This is a genomic window from Achromobacter sp. (assembly GCF_057314935.1).
Window position 1 is genome coordinate 14,657 of sequence record NZ_DBHKZA010000034.1, and the last position, 18,200, is coordinate 32,856.

Annotated in this window: 18 protein-coding genes and 1 tRNA gene; 8 read left to right on the plus strand and 11 right to left on the minus strand. The window is 65.8% G+C overall.

Going from position 1 to position 18,200, the window contains the following annotated elements; genetic code table 11:
- Nucleotides 1-22: 22 nt before the first annotated feature.
- The 4 genes from ACO6D5_RS14455 (at nt 23) to ACO6D5_RS14470 (ending at nt 4,620) form a co-directional block, all read left to right on the plus strand.
- Nucleotides 23-3,139: an efflux RND transporter permease subunit gene (locus tag ACO6D5_RS14455; RefSeq protein WP_315527823.1), complete on the plus strand. Its 3,117-nt coding sequence runs from the start codon at nt 23-25 to the stop codon at nt 3,137-3,139.
- Nucleotides 3,140-3,142: 3 nt separating this feature from the next.
- The gene (gene dnaQ, locus ACO6D5_RS14460) at nt 3,143-3,865 is read left to right on the plus strand and encodes a DNA polymerase III subunit epsilon (protein ID WP_088590327.1); all 723 of its coding nucleotides are present in this window, start codon (nt 3,143-3,145) and stop codon (nt 3,863-3,865) included.
- A gap of 61 nt (nt 3,866-3,926) precedes the next feature.
- Nucleotides 3,927-4,001 (plus strand) — tRNA-Val (locus tag ACO6D5_RS14465).
- A gap of 451 nt (nt 4,002-4,452) precedes the next feature.
- The gene (locus tag ACO6D5_RS14470; RefSeq protein WP_315527819.1) at nt 4,453-4,620 is read left to right on the plus strand and encodes a hypothetical protein; all 168 of its coding nucleotides are present in this window, start codon (nt 4,453-4,455) and stop codon (nt 4,618-4,620) included.
- Nucleotides 4,621-4,645: 25 nt separating this feature from the next.
- Here ACO6D5_RS14470 and ACO6D5_RS14475 read toward each other — a convergent pair whose 3' ends face one another.
- The 5 genes from ACO6D5_RS14475 to ACO6D5_RS14495 all read right to left on the minus strand — a co-directional run bounded on the left by ACO6D5_RS14475 (nt 4,646) and on the right by ACO6D5_RS14495 (nt 8,821).
- Nucleotides 4,646-5,113, minus strand: coding sequence for a YaiI/YqxD family protein (locus ACO6D5_RS14475; RefSeq protein ID WP_315527817.1), 468 nt, complete (start codon nt 5,111-5,113; stop codon nt 4,646-4,648).
- 6 nt (nt 5,114-5,119) lie between these two features.
- Nucleotides 5,120-5,386 (minus strand): hypothetical protein, encoded by a 267-nt coding sequence (locus tag ACO6D5_RS14480; RefSeq protein WP_088590330.1) that lies wholly within the window; start codon nt 5,384-5,386, stop codon nt 5,120-5,122.
- A 42-nt stretch (nt 5,387-5,428) separates the two neighbouring features.
- The gene (locus ACO6D5_RS14485; protein ID WP_485825768.1) at nt 5,429-6,937 is read right to left on the minus strand and encodes a TAXI family TRAP transporter solute-binding subunit; all 1,509 of its coding nucleotides are present in this window, start codon (nt 6,935-6,937) and stop codon (nt 5,429-5,431) included.
- 2 nt (nt 6,938-6,939) lie between these two features.
- Nucleotides 6,940-8,148 carry a sodium/glutamate symporter gene (gene gltS, locus ACO6D5_RS14490; protein ID WP_315527816.1) on the minus strand — a complete coding sequence of 403 codons (1,209 nt, stop codon included), beginning with the start codon at nt 8,146-8,148 and terminating at the stop codon, nt 6,940-6,942.
- Between the two features lie 166 nt (nt 8,149-8,314).
- Entirely contained in the window at nt 8,315-8,821 is a 507-nt protein-coding gene (locus ACO6D5_RS14495) for a GNAT family N-acetyltransferase (protein ID WP_485825780.1), read from the minus strand.
- A gap of 273 nt (nt 8,822-9,094) precedes the next feature.
- Between ACO6D5_RS14495 and ACO6D5_RS14500 the strand changes: the two genes are divergently transcribed.
- Nucleotides 9,095-10,147, plus strand: a complete 1,053-nt coding sequence (locus ACO6D5_RS14500; RefSeq protein ID WP_485825769.1) for a glycosyltransferase family 2 protein — start codon at nt 9,095-9,097, stop codon at nt 10,145-10,147.
- 2 nt (nt 10,148-10,149) lie between these two features.
- On the plus strand, nt 10,150-11,736 hold the full coding sequence (locus ACO6D5_RS14505; RefSeq protein ID WP_315527812.1) for a glycosyltransferase family 39 protein: 1,587 nt from the start codon (nt 10,150-10,152) through the stop codon (nt 11,734-11,736).
- On the opposite strand, the gene ACO6D5_RS14510 is transcribed toward ACO6D5_RS14505, so the two are convergent.
- A complete protein-coding gene (locus tag ACO6D5_RS14510) occupies nt 11,696-12,091 on the minus strand; it encodes a GtrA family protein (protein ID WP_315527810.1) in 396 nt (131 codons plus the stop codon). The genes ACO6D5_RS14505 and ACO6D5_RS14510 overlap by 41 nt on opposite strands.
- A 36-nt stretch (nt 12,092-12,127) precedes the next feature.
- Here ACO6D5_RS14510 and ACO6D5_RS14515 point away from each other — a divergent pair, with 36 nt between their 5' ends.
- On the plus strand, nt 12,128-12,943 hold the full coding sequence (locus ACO6D5_RS14515) for a ChbG/HpnK family deacetylase (RefSeq protein ID WP_315527808.1): 816 nt from the start codon (nt 12,128-12,130) through the stop codon (nt 12,941-12,943).
- 19 nt (nt 12,944-12,962) lie between these two features.
- Here ACO6D5_RS14515 and ACO6D5_RS14520 read toward each other — a convergent pair whose 3' ends face one another.
- A complete protein-coding gene (locus ACO6D5_RS14520) occupies nt 12,963-13,826 on the minus strand; it encodes a LysR substrate-binding domain-containing protein (RefSeq protein WP_315527805.1) in 864 nt (287 codons plus the stop codon).
- Nucleotides 13,827-13,945: 119 nt separating this feature from the next.
- Between ACO6D5_RS14520 and ACO6D5_RS14525 the strand changes: the two genes are divergently transcribed.
- Complete coding sequence (locus ACO6D5_RS14525) at nt 13,946-14,431, plus strand: multidrug/biocide efflux PACE transporter (RefSeq protein ID WP_315527803.1); 486 nt, start codon at nt 13,946-13,948, stop codon at nt 14,429-14,431.
- On the opposite strand, the gene ACO6D5_RS14530 is transcribed toward ACO6D5_RS14525, so the two are convergent.
- Genes ACO6D5_RS14530 through ACO6D5_RS14545 form a run of 4 tightly spaced genes read right to left on the minus strand, consistent with a single transcriptional unit; the run spans nt 14,418 to nt 18,169 of the window.
- Complete coding sequence (locus ACO6D5_RS14530; RefSeq protein ID WP_006225956.1) at nt 14,418-15,068, minus strand: GntR family transcriptional regulator; 651 nt, start codon at nt 15,066-15,068, stop codon at nt 14,418-14,420. The two genes, ACO6D5_RS14525 and ACO6D5_RS14530, sit on opposite strands and share 14 nt — an antisense overlap.
- Nucleotides 15,068-16,033: a branched-chain amino acid ABC transporter permease gene (locus tag ACO6D5_RS14535; protein ID WP_006225957.1), complete on the minus strand. Its 966-nt coding sequence runs from the start codon at nt 16,031-16,033 to the stop codon at nt 15,068-15,070. The genes ACO6D5_RS14530 and ACO6D5_RS14535 overlap by 1 nt, the downstream gene beginning before the upstream one ends.
- Before the next feature lies 1 nt (nt 16,034).
- Nucleotides 16,035-16,937, minus strand: a complete 903-nt coding sequence (locus ACO6D5_RS14540; protein WP_315527801.1) for an ABC transporter permease subunit — start codon at nt 16,935-16,937, stop codon at nt 16,035-16,037.
- A gap of 26 nt (nt 16,938-16,963) precedes the next feature.
- On the minus strand, nt 16,964-18,169 hold the full coding sequence (locus ACO6D5_RS14545; protein ID WP_315527799.1) for an ABC transporter substrate-binding protein: 1,206 nt from the start codon (nt 18,167-18,169) through the stop codon (nt 16,964-16,966).
- Between the last annotated feature and the right edge of the window lie 31 nt (nt 18,170-18,200).

Genomic DNA, 18,200 nt, shown 5'->3' on the forward strand with positions numbered 1-18,200 from the left:
CTTCTTTCTTGGCGATAGCGCAATGCGTATCTCGGAAACCTGCATCAAGCGGCCGGTGTTTGCGTCGGTCCTGTCGCTGATCATCGTACTGATCGGCTTGATCTCCTATTCGCGCCTGACGGTGCGCGAATACCCCAAGATCGACGAGCCCATCGTGTCGGTGGACACCACCTACAAGGGCGCCTCGCCCGAGGTGATCGAGTCGCAGGTGACCAAGCCGCTGGAAGACCAGCTGGCCGGCATCGAAGGCGTGGACGTGATGACCTCGCGCAGCCGGTCCGAGCGCAGCCTCATCAACATCAAGTTCAACCTGTCCCGCAACCCGGACGCGGCCGCGGCCGAAGTGCGCGACAAGGTCTCGCGCGCCCGGCGCTTCCTGCCCGACGAGATCGACGAGCCCATCATCGGCAAGGTCGAGGCCGATTCCCAGCCCATCATCTACATCGCGGTGGAGTCCGGCACGTACTCGGCGATCCAGACCTCCGACTACATCAACCGCTATATCAAGACCCGGTTGTCGGTGCTGCCGGGGGCGGCGGAAGTCCGCGTCTTCGGCGAACGCCTGCCGTCCATGCGCATCTACGTCGACCGCGACAAGCTGGCCGCCTACGGCCTGACCGTGCAGGACGTCGAGGCCGCGCTGCGCAGCCAGAATGTGGAGATCCCGGCCGGGCGCATCGAGTCGCGCGCCCGCGAGTTCTCGGTGGTGTCGTCCACCGACCTGCAGACGCCCGCTCAGTTCGAAGACGTGATCGTGGCCAACGTGAAGGGCTATCCGGTCCGCCTGCGCGACGTGTCAAAGGTCGAGATCGCGGCCGCCAGCGACCGCGTGCTGTCGCGCTTTAACGGCAAGCCGGCGATCAACATCGGCGTGACGCGGCAATCCACCGCCAACCCGCTGGAGCTGTCGAAGGCCGCGCGCCAGGAAGTCGAGCGCTTGAACGAGACGCTGCCCGCGGGCATGAAGCTGAACATCGCCTACGACTCGTCGGTGTTCATCGAGCGCTCCATCGATTCCGTCTTTCACACCATCGGCGAAGCCATCGTTCTGGTGGTGCTGGTGATCTTCTTCTTCCTGCGCAACCTGCGCGCCAGCATCATCCCCATCGTCACCATCCCGGTGTCGCTGGTGGGCGCCTGCGCGCTGATGTACCTCTTCGGCTTTTCGATCAACACGCTGACCTTGCTGGCGATGGTGCTAGCCATCGGCCTGGTGGTGGACGACGCCATCGTGGTGCTGGAGAACATCTACCGCCACATCGAAGAGGGCATGCCGCGCAAGGAGGCCGCGCTGCGCGGATCGAAGGAAATCGGTTTTGCGGTGGTCGCGATGACCATGACGCTGGTCACCGTGTATGCGCCGCTGGCGTTCGCCACGGGCCGCACCGGGCGGCTGTTCATCGAATTCGCGCTGGCGCTGGCCGGCGCGGTGCTGGTGTCGGGCTTTGTCGCGCTGACGCTGACGCCCATGATGTGCTCGGTGCTGCTGCGCCACGAAAGCAGCCATAGCCGCTGGTACAACCTGATCGAAGGCTGGCTGAACGGCATGAGCAACGGCTACCGCCGCCTGCTGGGCGCGTCCTTGCGCCACCGTTGGCTGGTGGTCGTGATCGGCCTGGCCGTGGCGGCCGGCAGCGGCGTCCTGTTCAAGGTGGTCAAGAGCGAACTGGCCCCCATCGAAGACCGCGGCGTGGTGTTCGGCATCGTCAGCTCGCCGGAAGGCGCCACGCTGAACTACACGCTGGACAGCATGCTGGGCATCGAGAAGTTCTACTCCGAGATCCCCGAGGCCAGCGGCAGCCAGGTCACCGTGGGCTTTCCGACCGTGACCGACGGCACCGCCATCCTGCGCCTGAAGCCCTGGGAAGAGCGCAGCCGCAAGCAGCAGGCCATCACGCAGCAGCTGCAGCCGCAGTTCTCGTCGCTGCCGGGCGTGCGCGCCTTCCCGACCAACCCGCCGTCGCTGGGCCAGTCCGCGCGCTCCAAGCCGGTGGAATTCATCATCATGAGCCAGGCGTCCTACGCGGAGCTGGCGCGGCTGACGGAAGTGTTCCTGACCGAGCTGCGCAAGTATCCCGGCCTGCTCAACCTGGACACCGACCTGCGCCTGAACACCCCGGAACTGCGGGTGCGCGTGGACCGCGACAAGATGGCCGACGTGGGCGCCAACGTGGACACCGTGGGCCGCACGCTGGAATCGATGCTGGGCGGCCGCCAGGTCACCCGTTACAAGGATGAAGGCGAGCAGTACGACGTGATCGTGCAGGTCACGCCGCGCGACCGCGCCAACCCCACCGACATTTCGGGCATCTACGTGCGGGCGCGCGACGGCAGCATGGTGCAGCTGGATAACCTGCTGGGCGTGCATGAAGGCGTGTCGCCGCAGTCGCTGAACCACTTCAACCGCCTGCGCGCGGTGAAGATCGACGCGGCGGTGGCACCCGGCTACGCCCTGGGCGAAGTCCTGACCCACATGCACCAGGTCGCGCGCGACGTGCTGCCCAACACCATCGTGACGGACCTGGACGGCCAGTCGCGCGAGTTCCGGGATTCGTCGGGCAGCATCTACCTGGTCTTCGGCATGGCGCTGGCCTTCATCTATCTGGTGCTGGCCGCGCAGTTCGAAAGCTGGCGCAACCCCTTCATCATCATGCTGTCGGTGCCGTTGTCCATGACGGGCGCGCTGCTGGCCCTGTGGCTGACGGGCGGCACGCTGTCCATCTACAGCCAGATCGGCCTGATCACGCTGGTGGGCCTGATCACCAAGCACGGCATCCTGATCGTGGAATTCACCAACCAGCTGCGCGACGAAGGCCGCGAACTGTTCGCCGCCGTCACCGAGGCCAGTGTGCTGCGGCTGCGCCCCATCCTGATGACGACGGGCGCCATGGTGCTGGGCACCGTGCCGCTGGCGCTGTCCACCGGGGCAGGCGCGGAATCGCGCCAGCAGATCGGCTGGGTCCTGGTCGGCGGGCTGATGCTGGGTACACTACTGACCTTGTTCGTCGTGCCGGTGGCCTATACGCTGATTGCCACCGCGCGCCAGAAACCCGGCCATGCCGGCAGCGCAGAGCATCCCCCGGCCCACCCGTCGGGCGCCCACACGCCGCCGGCCTCGGCCAACCCAGCGTCGGAATAAGTTATGCGCCAGATCATCTTTGACACGGAAACCACCGGACTGGACCCTGCCCAGGGTCATCGCATCGTCGAGATCGGCTGCGTGGAAATGGTCAACCGGATGTCCACGGGCAATAACCTGCACATCTACCTGAACCCGGACCGCGACAGCGACCCCGAAGCCTTGGCGGTGCACGGCCTGACGACCGAGTTCCTGTCGGACAAGCCCCGCTTCGCCGATGTGGCGGACGAGTTCGTCAAGTTCATCCAGGGCGCGGAACTTATCGCGCACAACGCCGCGTTCGACGTGAAATTCTTCAACGCCGAACTGGCCAAGACCGGCCGCGGCCCGATCACCGAATACTGCGAGACGGTCACCGATTCACTGCTGCATGCGCGGTCGCTGTTCCCCGGCAAGCGCAATTCGCTGGACGCGCTGTGCGACCGCTTCGGCATCTCGAACGCCCACCGCACGCTGCACGGCGCATTGCTTGACTCGCAGTTGCTGGCGGAAGTCTGGCTGGCCATGACCCGCGGGCAGGACGCGCTGTTGATCGACGTGGACGACAACGACGGCGCCGGCAGCGACGGCATCGTGCTGGCCAGGTTCGATGCGTCGGGCCTGGTGGTCGTCAAGGCCAGCGACGAAGAACTTGCCGAGCACGAAACGTACCTGGCTGCCCTGGATAAATCCGTGGGCGGCGAGTGCGTGTGGCGCAAGCTGGATGCGCCGGTCGCGGCCGCGTAAATAATTTTCCGAGGCGACTTGCGCACGTTTTAAAAAACATGCTATTATTTCGCCTCTTTCAGGGTGGTTAGCTCAGTGGTAGAGCACTGCCTTCACACGGCAGGGGTCACAAGTTCGAAACTTGTACCACCCACCAAAGACCCTTGAGAGACAGCGCAGGCCCAATATCCAACAAGCCTTGAGTTGTCATCAAGTCGCACAGCAAACCGCATCGCAAGATGCGTTGCCGGGTGCAAAGCAAACAAGCCAACCTTTACCGGTTGGCTTTTTTGTTTTCTGCTGGCGGGGCAGCCCGCGGCGAGGCGGCTGGCCGAAGTTATGGCACTGAAGTCGGTGCACCGAAGTTATGGCACCGCAGCTATGGCACCGCAGCTATGGCACCGAAGTCATGGCACCGCAGTCATTGCCCCAAAGTTATCGCGCCGAAATCGTTGCACCTTGCGCGAATCCTATTATTCTATTGATCTGACGCAATCGAGCCGTTGGCCCTTGCGTCACGTCGGGTCTTTGCATGTCTATCATTGTTGTACGGCAACTCTCCAGGAGGAAACCTCCAGGGATCTGGCCGGAGCGAACAGGAGACGTCCATGCATGCCAACACCAACACCATGCTGATCATCATCGTCACGGGCGTCGCGCTGATGCTGGTCGGTTTCGGGCTGCGTGACCGCAATATCGGGATGGGGTTGATGGGCCTGGGCCTGATCACGGCCATCGGCTCCATCTTGTACAAGGCTTACATCACGTTCTATTGATGGGGCCCGGGCAGGACAACTGCCCTTAGCCTTTCGGCGCCGCCTGGCGTGCAATGCGCGCCAGGAGCGTATCCAGCTGATTCGCAAAGGCTTTGCGGTCGGCCTGGCTGAACGAGGGCGGCCCGCCCGTGTCCACGCCGCTTGCGCGCAATTCTTCCATCATGTCCCGCACCGCCAGCCGTTCCCGGATGGTTTCCGGCGAATAGCGTTCGCCGCGCGGGTTCAGCGCCATGGCGCCTTTTTCCAGCACTTCTGCCGCCAGCGGGATATCCGCGGTGATGACGAGATCGCCCGGCGCCGCGCGTTCGACGATGTGCGCATCCGCTACGTCGAAGCCGCGGGGCACCTGCACGGCGCGGATCAGGGGCGAGGGCGGCGTGGAAAGCGGCTGGTTGGCCACCAGCGTCACCGGCACCTGCCAGCGCTGTGCGGCGCGGAACAGGATGTCTTTGATGACTACGGGACACGCGTCCGCATCGACCCAGATGTGCATAAGCGCTTATTCGCCCAGCGCTTTCTGCAGCACGTCGGCCACGATGTCATTGGTGGACACGCCGCGTTCCGCGGCCAAGGCGCGCAGCTTGTCGGCGTGCGCTTGCGACAGCTTCAGCGGAAACGGCACCAGGCCGGCCGCTTGATCCAGCTTGCGCTGTTCGCGGCGGTCGGGCGCTTGCGAGGCCACGCCGAAGCGGTCGGGGGTGGCGGACTGCTTGAGCTGGCCGGCCAGCTTCAAGGCCTGGTTCTTTTGGAGATCGAATTTATTCATGGAAATTCCTGATTAGGAGCGCAATCATAAGCGCAACCGGCGTCAGCGCGGTTTGGCATGCTCCAGCAGCGCCAATCCTTCTTCGGCGCCGTCATGCAGCGGCACGGTCAGGCCGCGCCGGGCATTGGCTACCGATACCTGGGCGCCTTGGGGCGAACCCGCGGCCAGCAGGTCCTGGCCGGTCCGGTAGACGGCGCGCACGACCACCAGCGCCTCGTCGCGGGTCAGGTCCGCGGTGGTGAGCAGCAGCGCCGCGGTCCCGATGGTGGGAATCGGATCGGGCTGGTTGGGGTAGGTGCCGGCCGCGATCTCCAGCGGCATGAGCTCGCTTTCATTGGCGGCAAGCGCCTTGATGGCGGCCGGGTCCAGCGGCAGCAGCTTCAACTTGGCCTGGGTCAGCGCGTCGCGCAGCGGCGTGGCGGGCACGCCGATCACCTGCGCCGCGGCATCCACGGCGCCCGCGTTCAACGCGGGCAGGGACGCCGCAAAGGGCGTGTCCGCGACCGTGTAGTCCCGGCCAGCCTGCAAGCCGTGCGCCGCCAGAACGGCTTCGAGCGTCGCACGCACCGCAGAGCCCTCCGACCCCAGCGCGATGGTCTTGCCCTTCAGGTCGCGCACGCCGCGCAGCGCCGGGTCGTCACGCACCACGATGTGGACCAGTTCGGGGTACAGGCTGCCCAGGGCGCGCAGCGCCACGAAGGGGCCTTGCGCCGCGAACGGGCCACGGCCCTCGTAGGCCATGCGCGCGGTGTCGGCCTGCGCCAGGGCCACCACGGCGTCGCCGCTGCGCAGCAGCGCGATGTTCTCGGCGCCGCCGCCGGTGATCAGCGGCATCACGCGGATCTGCTGGGAGCGCCCGACGGCGGCCAGGGCGCGCGCAAACGCCACGTACTCGCCGCCGTCGGGGCCGCCCGCCAGCGGGTAGCCTTGCTGCATCCGGGCCAGCCGGCCATTGATGCGCGACACCGACCGCTCCAGTTCCTGCTGCACGACGTGCTGGGCGGTGCTGGAGGCGCTGTAGGCCACGGAATGGGTGATCTGGTCCAGGGTGTCCAGCAGTTGCCGGGTGACGGGCGGCGGCGCGCCGGTATCCAGCGACGGCGCTTCGGCCGCCTTGAAGCCGGCCGGGTTGACGAGCTTCCATCCGTCGCCTTCCTGGCGGTAGATGGCGCTGGCGTGCGCGACGATGCGGTCGCCGGCCAGGTTGCCGCCGGACTTCACGCCGCTGATGCTGCGCGGGCCCGCGCCCAGCAGCGTCACCAGTGAAGCCGCGCCGGGCTGGTCCCAGGCGCCCAGCGCGATGTTCCGGCCCAGGTCCAGTTCGACGTCGTAATAGACCACGCGGCGGGTTTCGCCGGCGGGCGCGTTGCTGTCTGCCGCGGAACCCATGCGCTTGAGCGCCGCGATGCGGAACAGCCCCTGGCCGTAGGTGGCGTCCAGGCTGCGTTCGACGTCGGCGCGCAGGGCGTCGGCATCAGGCGCTCGGCCGCAGGCGGCCAACACGAGGCACAGGCCGATCAGGGCAAGGCGTTTGAGGAGGGACAGGCTCATGCTTACATCCCCCCCACGAACGGCAAGGAGATCAAGGACGTCAGCACGATCACGTTCAGGATGTCGACCAGGAACGCGCCCGTGACCGGCACCACGATGAAGGCTTCGGGCGCCGGGCCATGGCGGCGCGTCAACGCCTGCATATTGGCGATGGCGGTAGCGGTGGCGCCCAGCGCGAAACCGCAGAAGGCCGCCGACATGATGGCGGCTTCGTAGTCGCGTTTGAGCATCCGGAACACGACCCAGGCGGCATATAGCGCGCAGAACAGCGTCTGCACCGCCAGCATCAGGGCCAGGGGGCCGGCCAGGCGCGCCACGCTGGACAGATCCAGCGTCATCATCGTCATGCCCAGGAAGAGCGACAGCGAGATCGTGCCGATGATTTCCGTGGCGCGGTCATCCAGCTTCAGGCCCAGGGGCACGCCCGCATTGCGGATGAGCACGCCCGTTGCCAGGCACCAGAGGAAGTTGGGCAGGCTGACGGGGGCGTCTTCGACCAGCATCGCCAGATAGCCGCCGACGACCAGGCACACGAAAGCGGCCGTCATCGACACGATGAACGAACCGGCCGTGGGCGCTTCCGCGGCTTCGGTCAGGTCCGGCGCGGCGTGGTCCGCATTGGCCGGATGGTCCAGGCTGCCGGCCAGCTTGTGCCGGCGCATGATCCACTCCGCCACCGGGCCGCCCACCACGCCGCCCAGCACAAGGCCCAGCGTGGCCGAGGTCATCGCCAGCGCCATCACGTCCTGGATATTGTTGAAGTCGGCAAAGCGCGTCGCGTAGGCCGCGCCGGTGCCGTGCCCGCCCACCAGCGTGATCGTGCCGCCCAGCAGGCCCATCAGCGGATGCATGTCCAGCAGCCAGGCCATGCCCAGGCCCACGGCGTTCTGCAGGACGAGGAAGGGGATCAGCGCCAGCAGGAAGGCGATCAGCCGCGGGCCGCCCTTGGCCAGCAGCTTCAGGTTCGCGGTCAGCCCGATGCAGCCGAAGAACAGCAGCAGCAGGGTGGGCTTGATGCTGGTCTCCATCGAGACCGACACGCCGCCCCAGGTGGACAGCAAGTAGGCCAGCACCGCGAACAGGAGGCCTCCCACGATCGGGTCCGGGATGCTGTAGCGCGCCAGGATGCCTATCCGCGTCGTCAGCACGCGGCCGATGACGAGCACAAGGCAGCAGGCAAGCAGGGATTGGACGGGCGAAAGCGAAATCATAAGAGCCTTCGCGCCCCGGCGGGGCGCAGGAATGCAGACTATCGGAACCGTTGCCGCCACATCGTTCGGGATGGTGGCCCTATATTACGGCCGCCTGTGAACGGCGCATAGGGCGCGGCAACGCGTGCGGTCCCACGGTGCGTGGACCGCAGGAGCCAAGCGTCGGCTAGAGCGGAAACGCGCGCGACATGTAACTGGCCTGGGGACCATATCCCGCCAGTTTTTCGGCCAGTTCGGCAGGCAAGGGCCCGCCGTCGCCGCAGACGGGCTGGTAGCCGTGGCGCAGCCAATAGCCCACCGCGGATTCCAGCGACACGAGGCTGGCGCGGCGCAGGCCGCTTTCCATGGCGCCGCTGGCTGCCGTGCGCAACAGCGTCTGGCCCACGCGCAGGCCTTGTGCCGATGGCACCACGGCGCAGTCATGCAGGAACCAGTGATCCGCTTGCGGCGGCAGGGCGGCCAGCGCCACGTCTAGCGCCGGAGGCAGGCCGGCGTCCCAGGGGTATGAAACCAGGTAGCCCAGCAGGGTGTCGTCGGCGTTCGCCCGCGCCACCCAGCAATAGGCGGGCGCAAGCGCCAGGCGATTGAGGAAGAACTCCGCGCTTTCCAGCAGAAAGTCGGGGTAGGCCAGGGTCTGGGCATCCAAGATGCCGTCCACGTCGCTGGCCAGCATAGGGCGGACTCGGTATTGCATGACAACCTGTGAAAACAAGAAAAGCCGGCGCATTTTACCGGCGTCGCGGGAGCGGCCGCTTTACGAGGTTTCACAAATCGGGGACACAGGTTAACGAGGCTTGCACGCGACTTCATAGTTTTTGCCGCCCGGATCCCTAGAATCCACTCGAATGCTGGTTGGCAGAAGGGCGCGTCGCATTTCATGAAAATTCGACGAAGCCCTCCGCATACTGCTTGCCATAGCGTCCTGTATTACGAGCGAAAGCGCCATATGCACATCCAATTCCGGTCCGATCCGATCCCGCAGCAAGTGTTGACCAAAGCGTATCCCTTGGAGTCGCTCTGGTCTTCCAAGGCGGCGGCCGTGCCGTATGACACGTGCGTGACGTGCGTCATTCCCTGCCTGAACGAGGCCGAGAACCTGCGCATCCTGCTGCCTTTGCTGCGCAGCCGGCTGTCCGCCCTGTGCACCAGCTGGGAAATCATCGTGGCCGACGACGGCAGCACGGATGGCACCGAAGCGCTGATGGCCGAATGGACGCAGCACGAAGGATTCCGTTATGTGCAGCTGTCGCGCAATTTCGGCAAGGAAGCCGCGTTGAGCGCAGGCCTGGAAGCCGCCACGGGCAATGCCGTGATCTGCCTGGATGCCGATCTGCAGCATCCTCCCGCCTTGATCGAGCAAATGCTGGCGCGGTGGGTCGCGGGCGCTGAAATGGTCTATGCCGTGCGTGAATCCCGCGCCGACGAATCCTGGCTCAAACGCGCTGGCGCGCGCTGGTTCTACAGGCTGCTGAGCAGTGCGCGCGGCGTGGATGTGCCCGCGCACGCGGGTGATTTCCGCTTGATGGACCGCGGCGTGGTGGATGCGTTGATCGCCTTGCCCGAACGCACGCGCTTCATGAAGGGCCTGTACGCCTGGGTCGGCTTCAAGGGCGAAGCGTTGCCCTACACCCCCGACGAACGCCTGCACGGCGATAGCCGTTTCAGCGGCCTTCGGCTGTTCCGCCTGGCGCTGGACGGCTTGACCGCATTCACGACCTGGCCCTTGCGCCTGGTCAGTCTGGTCGGCGTGGCCTTCGCCGTGCTGGCCATGTCATATGCCGCCTATCTGGTCGGCGAGTATCTGATGTCGGGCAACGCCGTCTCGGGCTGGACCACGATCGTCACGGCCGTGCTCTTCTTTGCCGGCGTCAACCTGATTTCGCTGGGCGTGGTGGGCGAGTATGTCGCCCGCATCTTCGATGAGGTCAAGGGCCGCCCGCTCTACGTCGTGCGCCGGCGCCAGGGCAAGGCCGCGCGCGCAGGTAAGGCGACGGGCTGACGATGGCCAGCGGCACCCTGTCCCCGGCGCGTTCCGAATGGAACCCGCGGGCGGGGCGACTCTTGCTGGCCGTCGGCCTCTGGCTGGCGTTCCTGGCGTGGATCCGCCCGCTGACTTTGCCGGACGAAGGCCGTTACGCAGGTGTCGCCTGGGACATGCTGCGCAGCGGATCGCACGCCGTGCCGTTGCTGGACGGCATGCCGTATTTCCACAAGCCACCGCTTTACTACTGGCTGGCGGAGCTGTCCTTCTCGGTGTTCGGCGTGCACCCTTGGGCCGCGCGGTTGCCCTCGTGGCTGGCGGCCTGGGGATCGGCCGCGGGGCTCTACTATTTTGTGCGCCGCTACCGCGATGGCGCTGCCGCCGCGTTGACCGTGCTGATCCTGTCGACCATCCCGTTTTTCTACGGCGGCGCGCAGTTCGCGAATCTGGACATGCTGGTGGCCGGCATGATCACCCTGTGCCTGTTGGCGTCAGTGGACACGGTGCTGCGCGCCGAGCGCGGCCAGCCCTATCGCGGGATGTCCGTGGCAGCCTCGGCGCTGGCCGGACTGGCGGTGTTGGCCAAGGGGCTGATCGGCCTGGTGCTGCCCGGCGCGATCTTGCTGATCTGGTTTGCCTGGCGCCGAAGCTGGCGCGGCCTGGCCGCGTTGCTGTGGCTGCCGGCGCTGTTGGTCTTCGCTGGCGTGGCCGTGCCCTGGTTCGTGCTGATGCAGGCGCGGTACCCGGGTTTTTATGACTACTTCTTCGTCTACCAGCACTTCCAGCGCTTTGCGGCAAGCGGATTCAACAACGCGCAGCCGTTCTGGTTCTACCTGCCCGTCGTGGCCGGCTTGAGTTTGCCCTGGTCGCTGTGGGCCGGTGGCATCATGCGGCGCACGTTCTGGCAGGAAGGCGATGCGCGCGACCTGCGCCGCCTGGCGCTGGTCTGGTTCGCCGTGGTGCTGGTGTTCTTTTCCTTGCCGCAGTCCAAGCTGGTGGGCTATGTGCTGCCGGCGCTGGCGCCGCTGGCGTTTCTGTTGGCCGAAGTGATTCTTGGCGCCTGGCGCGAACCCGGCGACCCGGTGTCGCCGCGGCTGGTGCGCACAAGCGCCGCTGTCGCCGCCGGCATCTGCGTGGTGGCGGTGGGGGTGGCGGCCAACAATGTGCGGGGCAGCGCTGCGTCGATGGCCGAGGTGGTCCGCGCGCAGGCGCTGCCGGCCGACACGTTCGTCGCCCTGCATACCTATCCCTTCGACCTGGCGCTGTACGCTCGCTCCCCGCACCCCATGTGGGTCGTGGACGACTGGCTGGACCAGGAGGTGCCGGTGCGCGACAACTGGCGCAAGGAACTATATGACGCCGCGACGTTCGATCCCGCTCGGGGCAAGGAACTGCTGGTTGGCTCCGCCGAGTTCAACGCCCGGCTCTGCGCGGCGCCCGACGGGGCCCGCTATTGGGTATGGGGCACGAACTCGGACGGGCCGGTGTACGCGCCGTTGCGCGGCCTGGACCCGGTGGTCAGCAGCGTGAAATACGTGATGTGGCGGGTGGACGTGAACGACGCGTTCAGGCAGCGGGTTTGTGGCGGAACGCCCAAAGCCGGCTAGCGGCGAAGGTGGCGAAAGCCAGGCCGACCAGGATCAAGGCAAGCAGCAGGTCGTAGGGAATGGCGGTGATGTGCAGCAGCAACGCGTAGGCGGATTCGTTGATCACGAAACCAATGGCTGAAATCAAGAAGAAACGACGGGCTGCTACGGTCCAGGGTGTGCGGGAATGTCGGAAGGTAAGCCGGTAGTGTCCGGAGAACGAAACCACGAAGGCGATCAGCCAGCCGACCAGGTTGGCCGCCAGCGGCGGCAGGCCGAACGCTTCGACGCAGCCCACGGCAACCGCCCAGTGGGTCGCCGCCGCAGCGCAGCCGACGGCAACGAAAAGGCTGATCTGTTGGAGCAAGGCGCGCATGGAAGCCGTGGTGAAATGGAAATTCGAGGTGAAGCGATGAGCAAACGAATCGTGGTTTGCGGTGACGATTTTGGCATGAATGCCGACATCGATGAAGGCATGATCGCGCTGGCAGGCATGGGCCGCGTCAGCGCTGTCAGCTGCCTGTCGCTGGGCCCCACGTTCGTGTCGAACGTGCGCCGCCTGGCTTCGCACGACGTGGATGTCGGCCTGCATGTGAACTTTTCCGAATCGCTTGGCGCGGATGCCGAACCGATGCCTGCGCTTGGCGCGCTGATCTTGCGCGCCTATGCCGGCCGGCTGGACCGCGACTGGATCGACGCGCAGCTGACCCGTCAATTCGATGCCTTCGAAGCCGCGCTCGGGCGCGCGCCCGATTATGTGGACGGCCACCAGCATGTGCATCAGTTGCCCGGCATCCGCGAACAGGTGTTGTCGCAATTGAAGCGCCGTTATGGCGACCAGCGGCCCTGGCTGCGCCAGACCGCGCCCGGCGCGCTTTGCGGCATTCCGCTGAAGGAATCGATCAAGGCGCGCGTCATCGGCGCCCTGGGCGCGGGGGCGCTGGCCCGCCAGGCGCGCCAGGATGGCCTGCGGACCAACCGCCGGCTGCTGGGCGTTTATGGGTTCGACGGCGGCAAGCGGCGCTATGCCGACCTGCTGCAGAACTGGCTGTTCAATGCGCATGACGGTGACCTGCTCATGTGCCACCCGGCGTTGGACTGCAAGGAAGGCAGTCCGATGTCGCGCCAGCGCCGCGCTGAGTTCGATGTGTTGGCAAGCCCCAAGCTGGGCGACTGGATGCGCGCCAACGGCGTGCGCATCGCACGCCTGCCGGTCGCTGCGCGCTGATGCGCCGGTCTGGCGCGGGTCATGCCCGCGTCAGGCTGTCCAGCAGCCACGCGCCCGCGGGACCTAGCGCGCGCCGCGTGGACCACACGACGTCGACCCGGATATGGCGCGGCCAGCCGGGCGCGTTCAGTTCCACCAGTTGATCGCGTCCGAAGCGCTGGATCATCCAGCGCGGCAATTCGGCCCAGCCGAAACCCAGGCTGGCCATTTCAAGCAGCATCAGATAACCCGGCGCCGACCAGGTCGAATGCGGCGGCGCGGCATCCTTGTCGTCAAGCTCGTAAGTGCTCAGGCGCAGTTCGCGTTCGGCGTTGAGCTCGTCGCCCGTGACCCGCTGACGGCCCGCCAGCGGATGGTTGCGCCCCACGCAGAGGACGATTTCCGACAACTCGGTCAGCGTGGCGTGCGCCACGTCGGGCGGGTAGCTTTCCTGCGCCGCCATCAGGCCCACATGCGCGCGGCCCTGCTGCACCAGCGCGACCACGTCCTCGTACTCTGCGATCAGGCATTCGAAGCGCAGCGCCGGGTAGCGCTGGTCGATCTGGCTGAGCATGTTTTCGAAGGTCTCGGACTGGAACGTGTCCGACAGCACGACCGTCAGGCGAGGTTCCAGCCCTTCAGCCAACTGGCTGGCGCTGCGGTTCAAGCGGTCGTTCGCGGCCAGCACCTGCAGGGCCTGGCCCAGCAGCACCTGGCCGGCCTCGGTCAGCGCGGGCTGGCGCTGGCTGCGGTCGAACAGCGCCACGTTGAGGTCCACTTCCAGATTGGCGATGGTTTCGCTGATCGTGGACTGGCTTTTGCCCAATTTTCGGGCGGCGGCGGAAAACGATCCTTCCGAGGCCACCTGGGCGAACGCCGCCAGGGATTCAAGGGAGTGGCGCATGGGCAGTGGGACGGGCAGTGGGATGGGTTATCGGCTTTTCCGATGGATCTTATCTTTATCGTACCGGAAATATCGTCGAAAATCGTCCCCACTCTGTAGCAACCGACCTCAGGTGGGTCATGACGCAAGCCACTAAAACCCTTAAAGAACGTTTCTTCCACGCCTTCCTGTTTGAGATCCTCGCCATCGGCCTGTGCGCGCCCGCCGCTGCCTGGGCCATGGGCAAATCCCTGTTTGAAATGGGTGTGCTGACCGCGGTCATCGCGTGGATCGCGCTGGTCTGGAACATGATCTACAACGCCGGTTTCGACCGCGTCGAGAACCGCTTCGGCTGGACGCGCACGCTGCGCGTGCGCATCGTGCACGCCTTCGGGTTCGAACTGGGCCTGATCCTGATCGTGATCCCGCTGGCGGCCTGGTGGCTCAGCATCAGCCTGTGGGAGGCCTTCGTGCTGGATATCGCCCTGGTGCTGTTCTACCTGCCCTATGCGTTCCTGTACAACCTGGCCTACGACCGGTCGCGTCCGCGGGTCATGCAATGGCTGAACCGGGGCAAGGCGGGCGCCGTGTCCCCGGTTGCGGTCCCGGCCGCTACGCGTCAATGACCTTGCGCGTGAACATCTCCAGGTAGTCCATCAACGAATCCGCGCCCTTGATGGCCGCGGATTCGTTGCCTGTAGCGATGCCCTGCGCCATCAGCATATGGCGGCGGGCGCCCTCGGCGATGTCGCCCTCGTGCTGATAGGCGTACCAAAATCGCCGGCACTGGATGATCAGCGGTTCCACGGCGTTCACGGCGGACGCATTGCGGCACGCCTCGTGGCAGACGTAATCCAGCAACTGGTCGGCGTGCATGTACTCATCCAGGTTGCCGCCTTCCGAGGCGCGGATCATCTGCGCCGCGCAGTCCACGATCTGGGTGCGCTGCGCGGGCGTGGCCCGCCGCGCCGCGCTGGCGGCGATCAATTGCTCCAACGCGCGGCGGGTCTGGATCAGGTCCATGTGGTCCGCCAGCTGGATCATCGACACACGCAAGCCCCGCCGGGGCTCCTGGCGGATCAGCCCGGCCGCCACCATGCGCAGCAGCGCCTCGCGCAGCGGCGTGCGCCCCAGGCCGGTCTTTTCCACCAGATCGGCTTCCACGACCGCGCTGCCAGGCTGCAACTGCAGCGTGGCGATCATGCTCTCGATCTGGTCGTAGGCCACATCCGCGGCGCGCCGCTTGGGTTCTGCTCCTGCCATCAATTATTGTTTTCCTTCGTTTTGCGCCACTGCGTGTAGGCCAGCCATTCGCCGACGAACCCGCGTCGGAAGAACGACACGCACAACACGAAAATCAGCCCGATGACGATCGTGACCACGTCGCCCAGGGTGGCAAGGTAATTCTGCAAGCTCACAACCAGCGTCGCGCCGACCACCGGGCCCCACACCGTGCCGATGCCGCCCAACAGCGTCATCAGCAGTACTTCGGTGGAGGTGGCCAGCGACACGTCGTTCAGCGCCACCAGTTGAAGCACCAGCGCCTTGAGCGAACCGGCCAGGCCGGCGACCGAGGCGGACAGCACGAAGGCCAGCAGCTTGCACCGATCCGTATCGTAACCTAGCGAAATGGCGCGCGGCGCGTTGTCCCGGATGGTCTTGAGCACCTGGCCGAAGGGCGAATGGATCACCCGGTAGACGAACAGGAAGCCCAGCACGAACACCCCTAGCGCGAAGTAATACATGTTCGTGTCCACGCTCAGGTCCACCAGGCCCAGGAACTTGCCGCGGGGGATGCCCTGCATCCCGTCCTCGCCGCGCGTCCAGCCCACCTGCACCGCCATGAAGTACGCCACCTGCGACAACGCCAGCGTGATCATCGCGAAGTAGATGCCGGTACGCCGGATGGCCAGCCAGCCGATCGCATAGCCGATGGCGGCGGCCATGGCCACGCCGCAAAGCATGGCGATTTCGGGCGGCAGGCCGCGCGCGCCGAACAGGATCATCATTTCGCCGGCGGCATACCCGGCCCAGCCGAAGAACGCCGCGTGGCCGAACGACACCAGGCCGGTGAAACCCGTCAGCAGGTTGAAGGCCAGCGCGAATAGCGCAAAGCACAGCACCTTCATCACGAACACGGGGTAGACGATCTGGGGAAAGAAGGGCACCAGCAGCGCAGGTACCAGGAGCAACGCCAGGATGCGGATCGAAAGGGGAATGCGCGGCACCTTATTTCTCCTTGCCGAACAGGCCGGCCGGGCGCATCAGCAACACGATGGCCATCACGATGAACACGACCACGGTGGACGCTTCGGGATAGAACACTTTGGTCAGGCCCTCCAGCAGGCCCAGCGCCAGGCCGGTGACGATGGCGCCCATGATGGAGCCCAGACCGCCGATCACCACCACGGCGAACACGATGTTCAGCAGGTTCGAGCCCATCAGCGGATTGATCTGCATGACGGGCGCCGCCAGCACGCCGGCCACGCCTGCCAGCGCCACGCCGAAGCCGTAGGTCAGCGTGATCATCACCGGCACGTTCACGCCGAATGCCTGCAGCAGCTTCGGGTTTTCGGTGCCGGCGCGTAGCATCGCGCCCAGCCGGGTGCGTTCGAACAGGTACCAGGTCGCGATGCATAGCGTCAGCGACGCCACCACCACGAAACCCCGGTATGCCGGCAGGAACATGAAGCCCAGGTCGAACCCGCCCTGCAGGATCTCGGGCGGCTCGTAGCCCACGCCCGAGATGCCGTAGAAGTAGCGGAACCCGCCCTCCATCATCAGCGCGATGCCGAACGTCAGCAGCAACCCGTACAGGTGGTCCAGGTGATACAGCCGCTTCAGCAGCGTTTTCTCGATCACGACGCCGACCGCGCCCACCACTAGCGGCGCCAGGACCAGCGCGGCCCAGAAGTTGATCTGCACGCCGGGCCCCAGCAGCAGCGGCAGCTGCGTGAAGCCGATCCACGCCAGGAACGCCGCCATCATGAACTGGGCGCCATGCGTGAAGTTGACGATGTTGAGCAGGCCAAAAATGATGGCCAGGCCCATGCTCAGGATGGCGTAGAAGCAGCCGTTGATCAGCCCCACCAGCAGTTGGGCGAGCAGAGCGGGAAGCGAGATGTCGAACATGATGGGCAGCGGGCGGCGTGGGTGGCTTACGACTTGTTCAACGGGCAGGCGGCCTGGGGCTTGGGAAAGACGTCCTCGCCCTTGAGTACCGATTTCACGTTGTAGTAGTCCCACGGGGCCTTGGATTGCGCCGGCGTCTTCACCTGCAACAGCAGCATGTCGTGCACCAGGGCGCCGTCCGCGCGCAGTTTCCCGTTGCGGATCACGGCGTCGTTGATAGTCATCTCGCGCAGCTTGGCCATCACCGCGGGCGCGTCGTCCGTGCCCGCGGCTTCGATCGCCTTCAGGTAGGACAACGTGGCGGAATACACGCCGGCCTGAGATGCCGTCGGCATCTTCTTGGCTTTCTCGAAGAATTTCTTGGCCCAGGCGCGGGAGGCGTCGTCGTAGTCCCAATAGAAGGCTTCGGTCAGGTACATGCCCTGCGCCTTGGACAAGCCCATGCTGTGCACGTCCGAGATGTACGTCAGCAGCGGCGCGACGATCTGCTTCTTGTTGATGCCGAATTCGTTGGCCTGCTTGACGGCGTTGACGGTGTCGTTGCCGGCGTTGGCCAGCGCGATCACGTCCGCCTTCGAGGCTTGCGCCTTCAGCAGGAACGACGAGAAGTCATTGCCGGGGAAGGGGTGGCGCGACACGCCCACGACGGTGCCGCCGTTTTCCTTGATGACCTCGGTCGCATCCTTTTCCAGCGAGTGCCCGAAGGTGTAGTCGGCGGTGATGAAGTACCAGGTCTTCTTGCCTTCCTGGACCAGCGCGCGCGCCGTGCCGGCCGCCAGCGCGTAGGTGTTGGTAGTCCATTGCGCGTTCAGCGGCGAGCACTTCTCGCCCAGGATGGCGGTCGACAGGCCGGCCGACGGCATCGTCACCCGGTTCTTCTGCTTGGCGATCTCCATCACGGCCAGCGCGGTGGACGCGGTGGGGAAGTCGGTGATCATGTCGACCTTGCCCTGGTCGAACCATTCGCGCGCCAGGTTGGCGGCCACGTCGGGCTTGTTCTGGTGGTCGGCCGCGACCACTTCCACGGGCTTGCCCAGCACCTTGTTGCCCATCTCTTCGGCGGCCAGGCGGGCGGCGATCACGGAGCCGTTGCCGGCCAGGTCGGAATACACGCCGGACAGGTCGGTCAGCACGCCGACCTTCACGACATCGTCGCTGATCTTGGCCTGCGCATGGACCGCGCCGGCCGCGCCCAGGGTAAGCAGCGCTGCTGCGATTCGATTCAATTTCATCTGACTACGCTCCGTGTAGGAAGGGGGACTG

Coding starts and splice junctions, on each gene's coding strand:
- ACO6D5_RS14455 (WP_315527823.1), top strand. CDS start 23: ATGCGTATCTCGGAAACCTGCATCAAGCGGCCGGTGTTTGCGTCGGTC.
- dnaQ (WP_088590327.1), top strand. CDS start 3,143: ATGCGCCAGATCATCTTTGACACGGAAACCACCGGACTGGACCCTGCC.
- ACO6D5_RS14470 (WP_315527819.1), top strand. CDS start 4,453: ATGCATGCCAACACCAACACCATGCTGATCATCATCGTCACGGGCGTC.
- ACO6D5_RS14475 (WP_315527817.1), bottom strand. CDS start 5,113: ATGCACATCTGGGTCGATGCGGACGCGTGTCCCGTAGTCATCAAAGAC.
- ACO6D5_RS14480 (WP_088590330.1), bottom strand. CDS start 5,386: ATGAATAAATTCGATCTCCAAAAGAACCAGGCCTTGAAGCTGGCCGGC.
- ACO6D5_RS14485 (WP_485825768.1), bottom strand. CDS start 6,937: ATGAGCCTGTCCCTCCTCAAACGCCTTGCCCTGATCGGCCTGTGCCTC.
- gltS (WP_315527816.1), bottom strand. CDS start 8,148: ATGATTTCGCTTTCGCCCGTCCAATCCCTGCTTGCCTGCTGCCTTGTG.
- ACO6D5_RS14495 (WP_485825780.1), bottom strand. CDS start 8,821: ATGCTGGCCAGCGACGTGGACGGCATCTTGGATGCCCAGACCCTGGCC.
- ACO6D5_RS14500 (WP_485825769.1), top strand. CDS start 9,095: ATGCACATCCAATTCCGGTCCGATCCGATCCCGCAGCAAGTGTTGACC.
- ACO6D5_RS14505 (WP_315527812.1), top strand. CDS start 10,150: ATGGCCAGCGGCACCCTGTCCCCGGCGCGTTCCGAATGGAACCCGCGG.
- ACO6D5_RS14510 (WP_315527810.1), bottom strand. CDS start 12,091: ATGCGCGCCTTGCTCCAACAGATCAGCCTTTTCGTTGCCGTCGGCTGC.
- ACO6D5_RS14515 (WP_315527808.1), top strand. CDS start 12,128: ATGAGCAAACGAATCGTGGTTTGCGGTGACGATTTTGGCATGAATGCC.
- ACO6D5_RS14520 (WP_315527805.1), bottom strand. CDS start 13,826: ATGCGCCACTCCCTTGAATCCCTGGCGGCGTTCGCCCAGGTGGCCTCG.
- ACO6D5_RS14525 (WP_315527803.1), top strand. CDS start 13,946: ATGACGCAAGCCACTAAAACCCTTAAAGAACGTTTCTTCCACGCCTTC.
- ACO6D5_RS14530 (WP_006225956.1), bottom strand. CDS start 15,068: ATGGCAGGAGCAGAACCCAAGCGGCGCGCCGCGGATGTGGCCTACGAC.
- ACO6D5_RS14540 (WP_315527801.1), bottom strand. CDS start 16,937: ATGTTCGACATCTCGCTTCCCGCTCTGCTCGCCCAACTGCTGGTGGGG.
- ACO6D5_RS14545 (WP_315527799.1), bottom strand. CDS start 18,169: ATGAAATTGAATCGAATCGCAGCAGCGCTGCTTACCCTGGGCGCGGCC.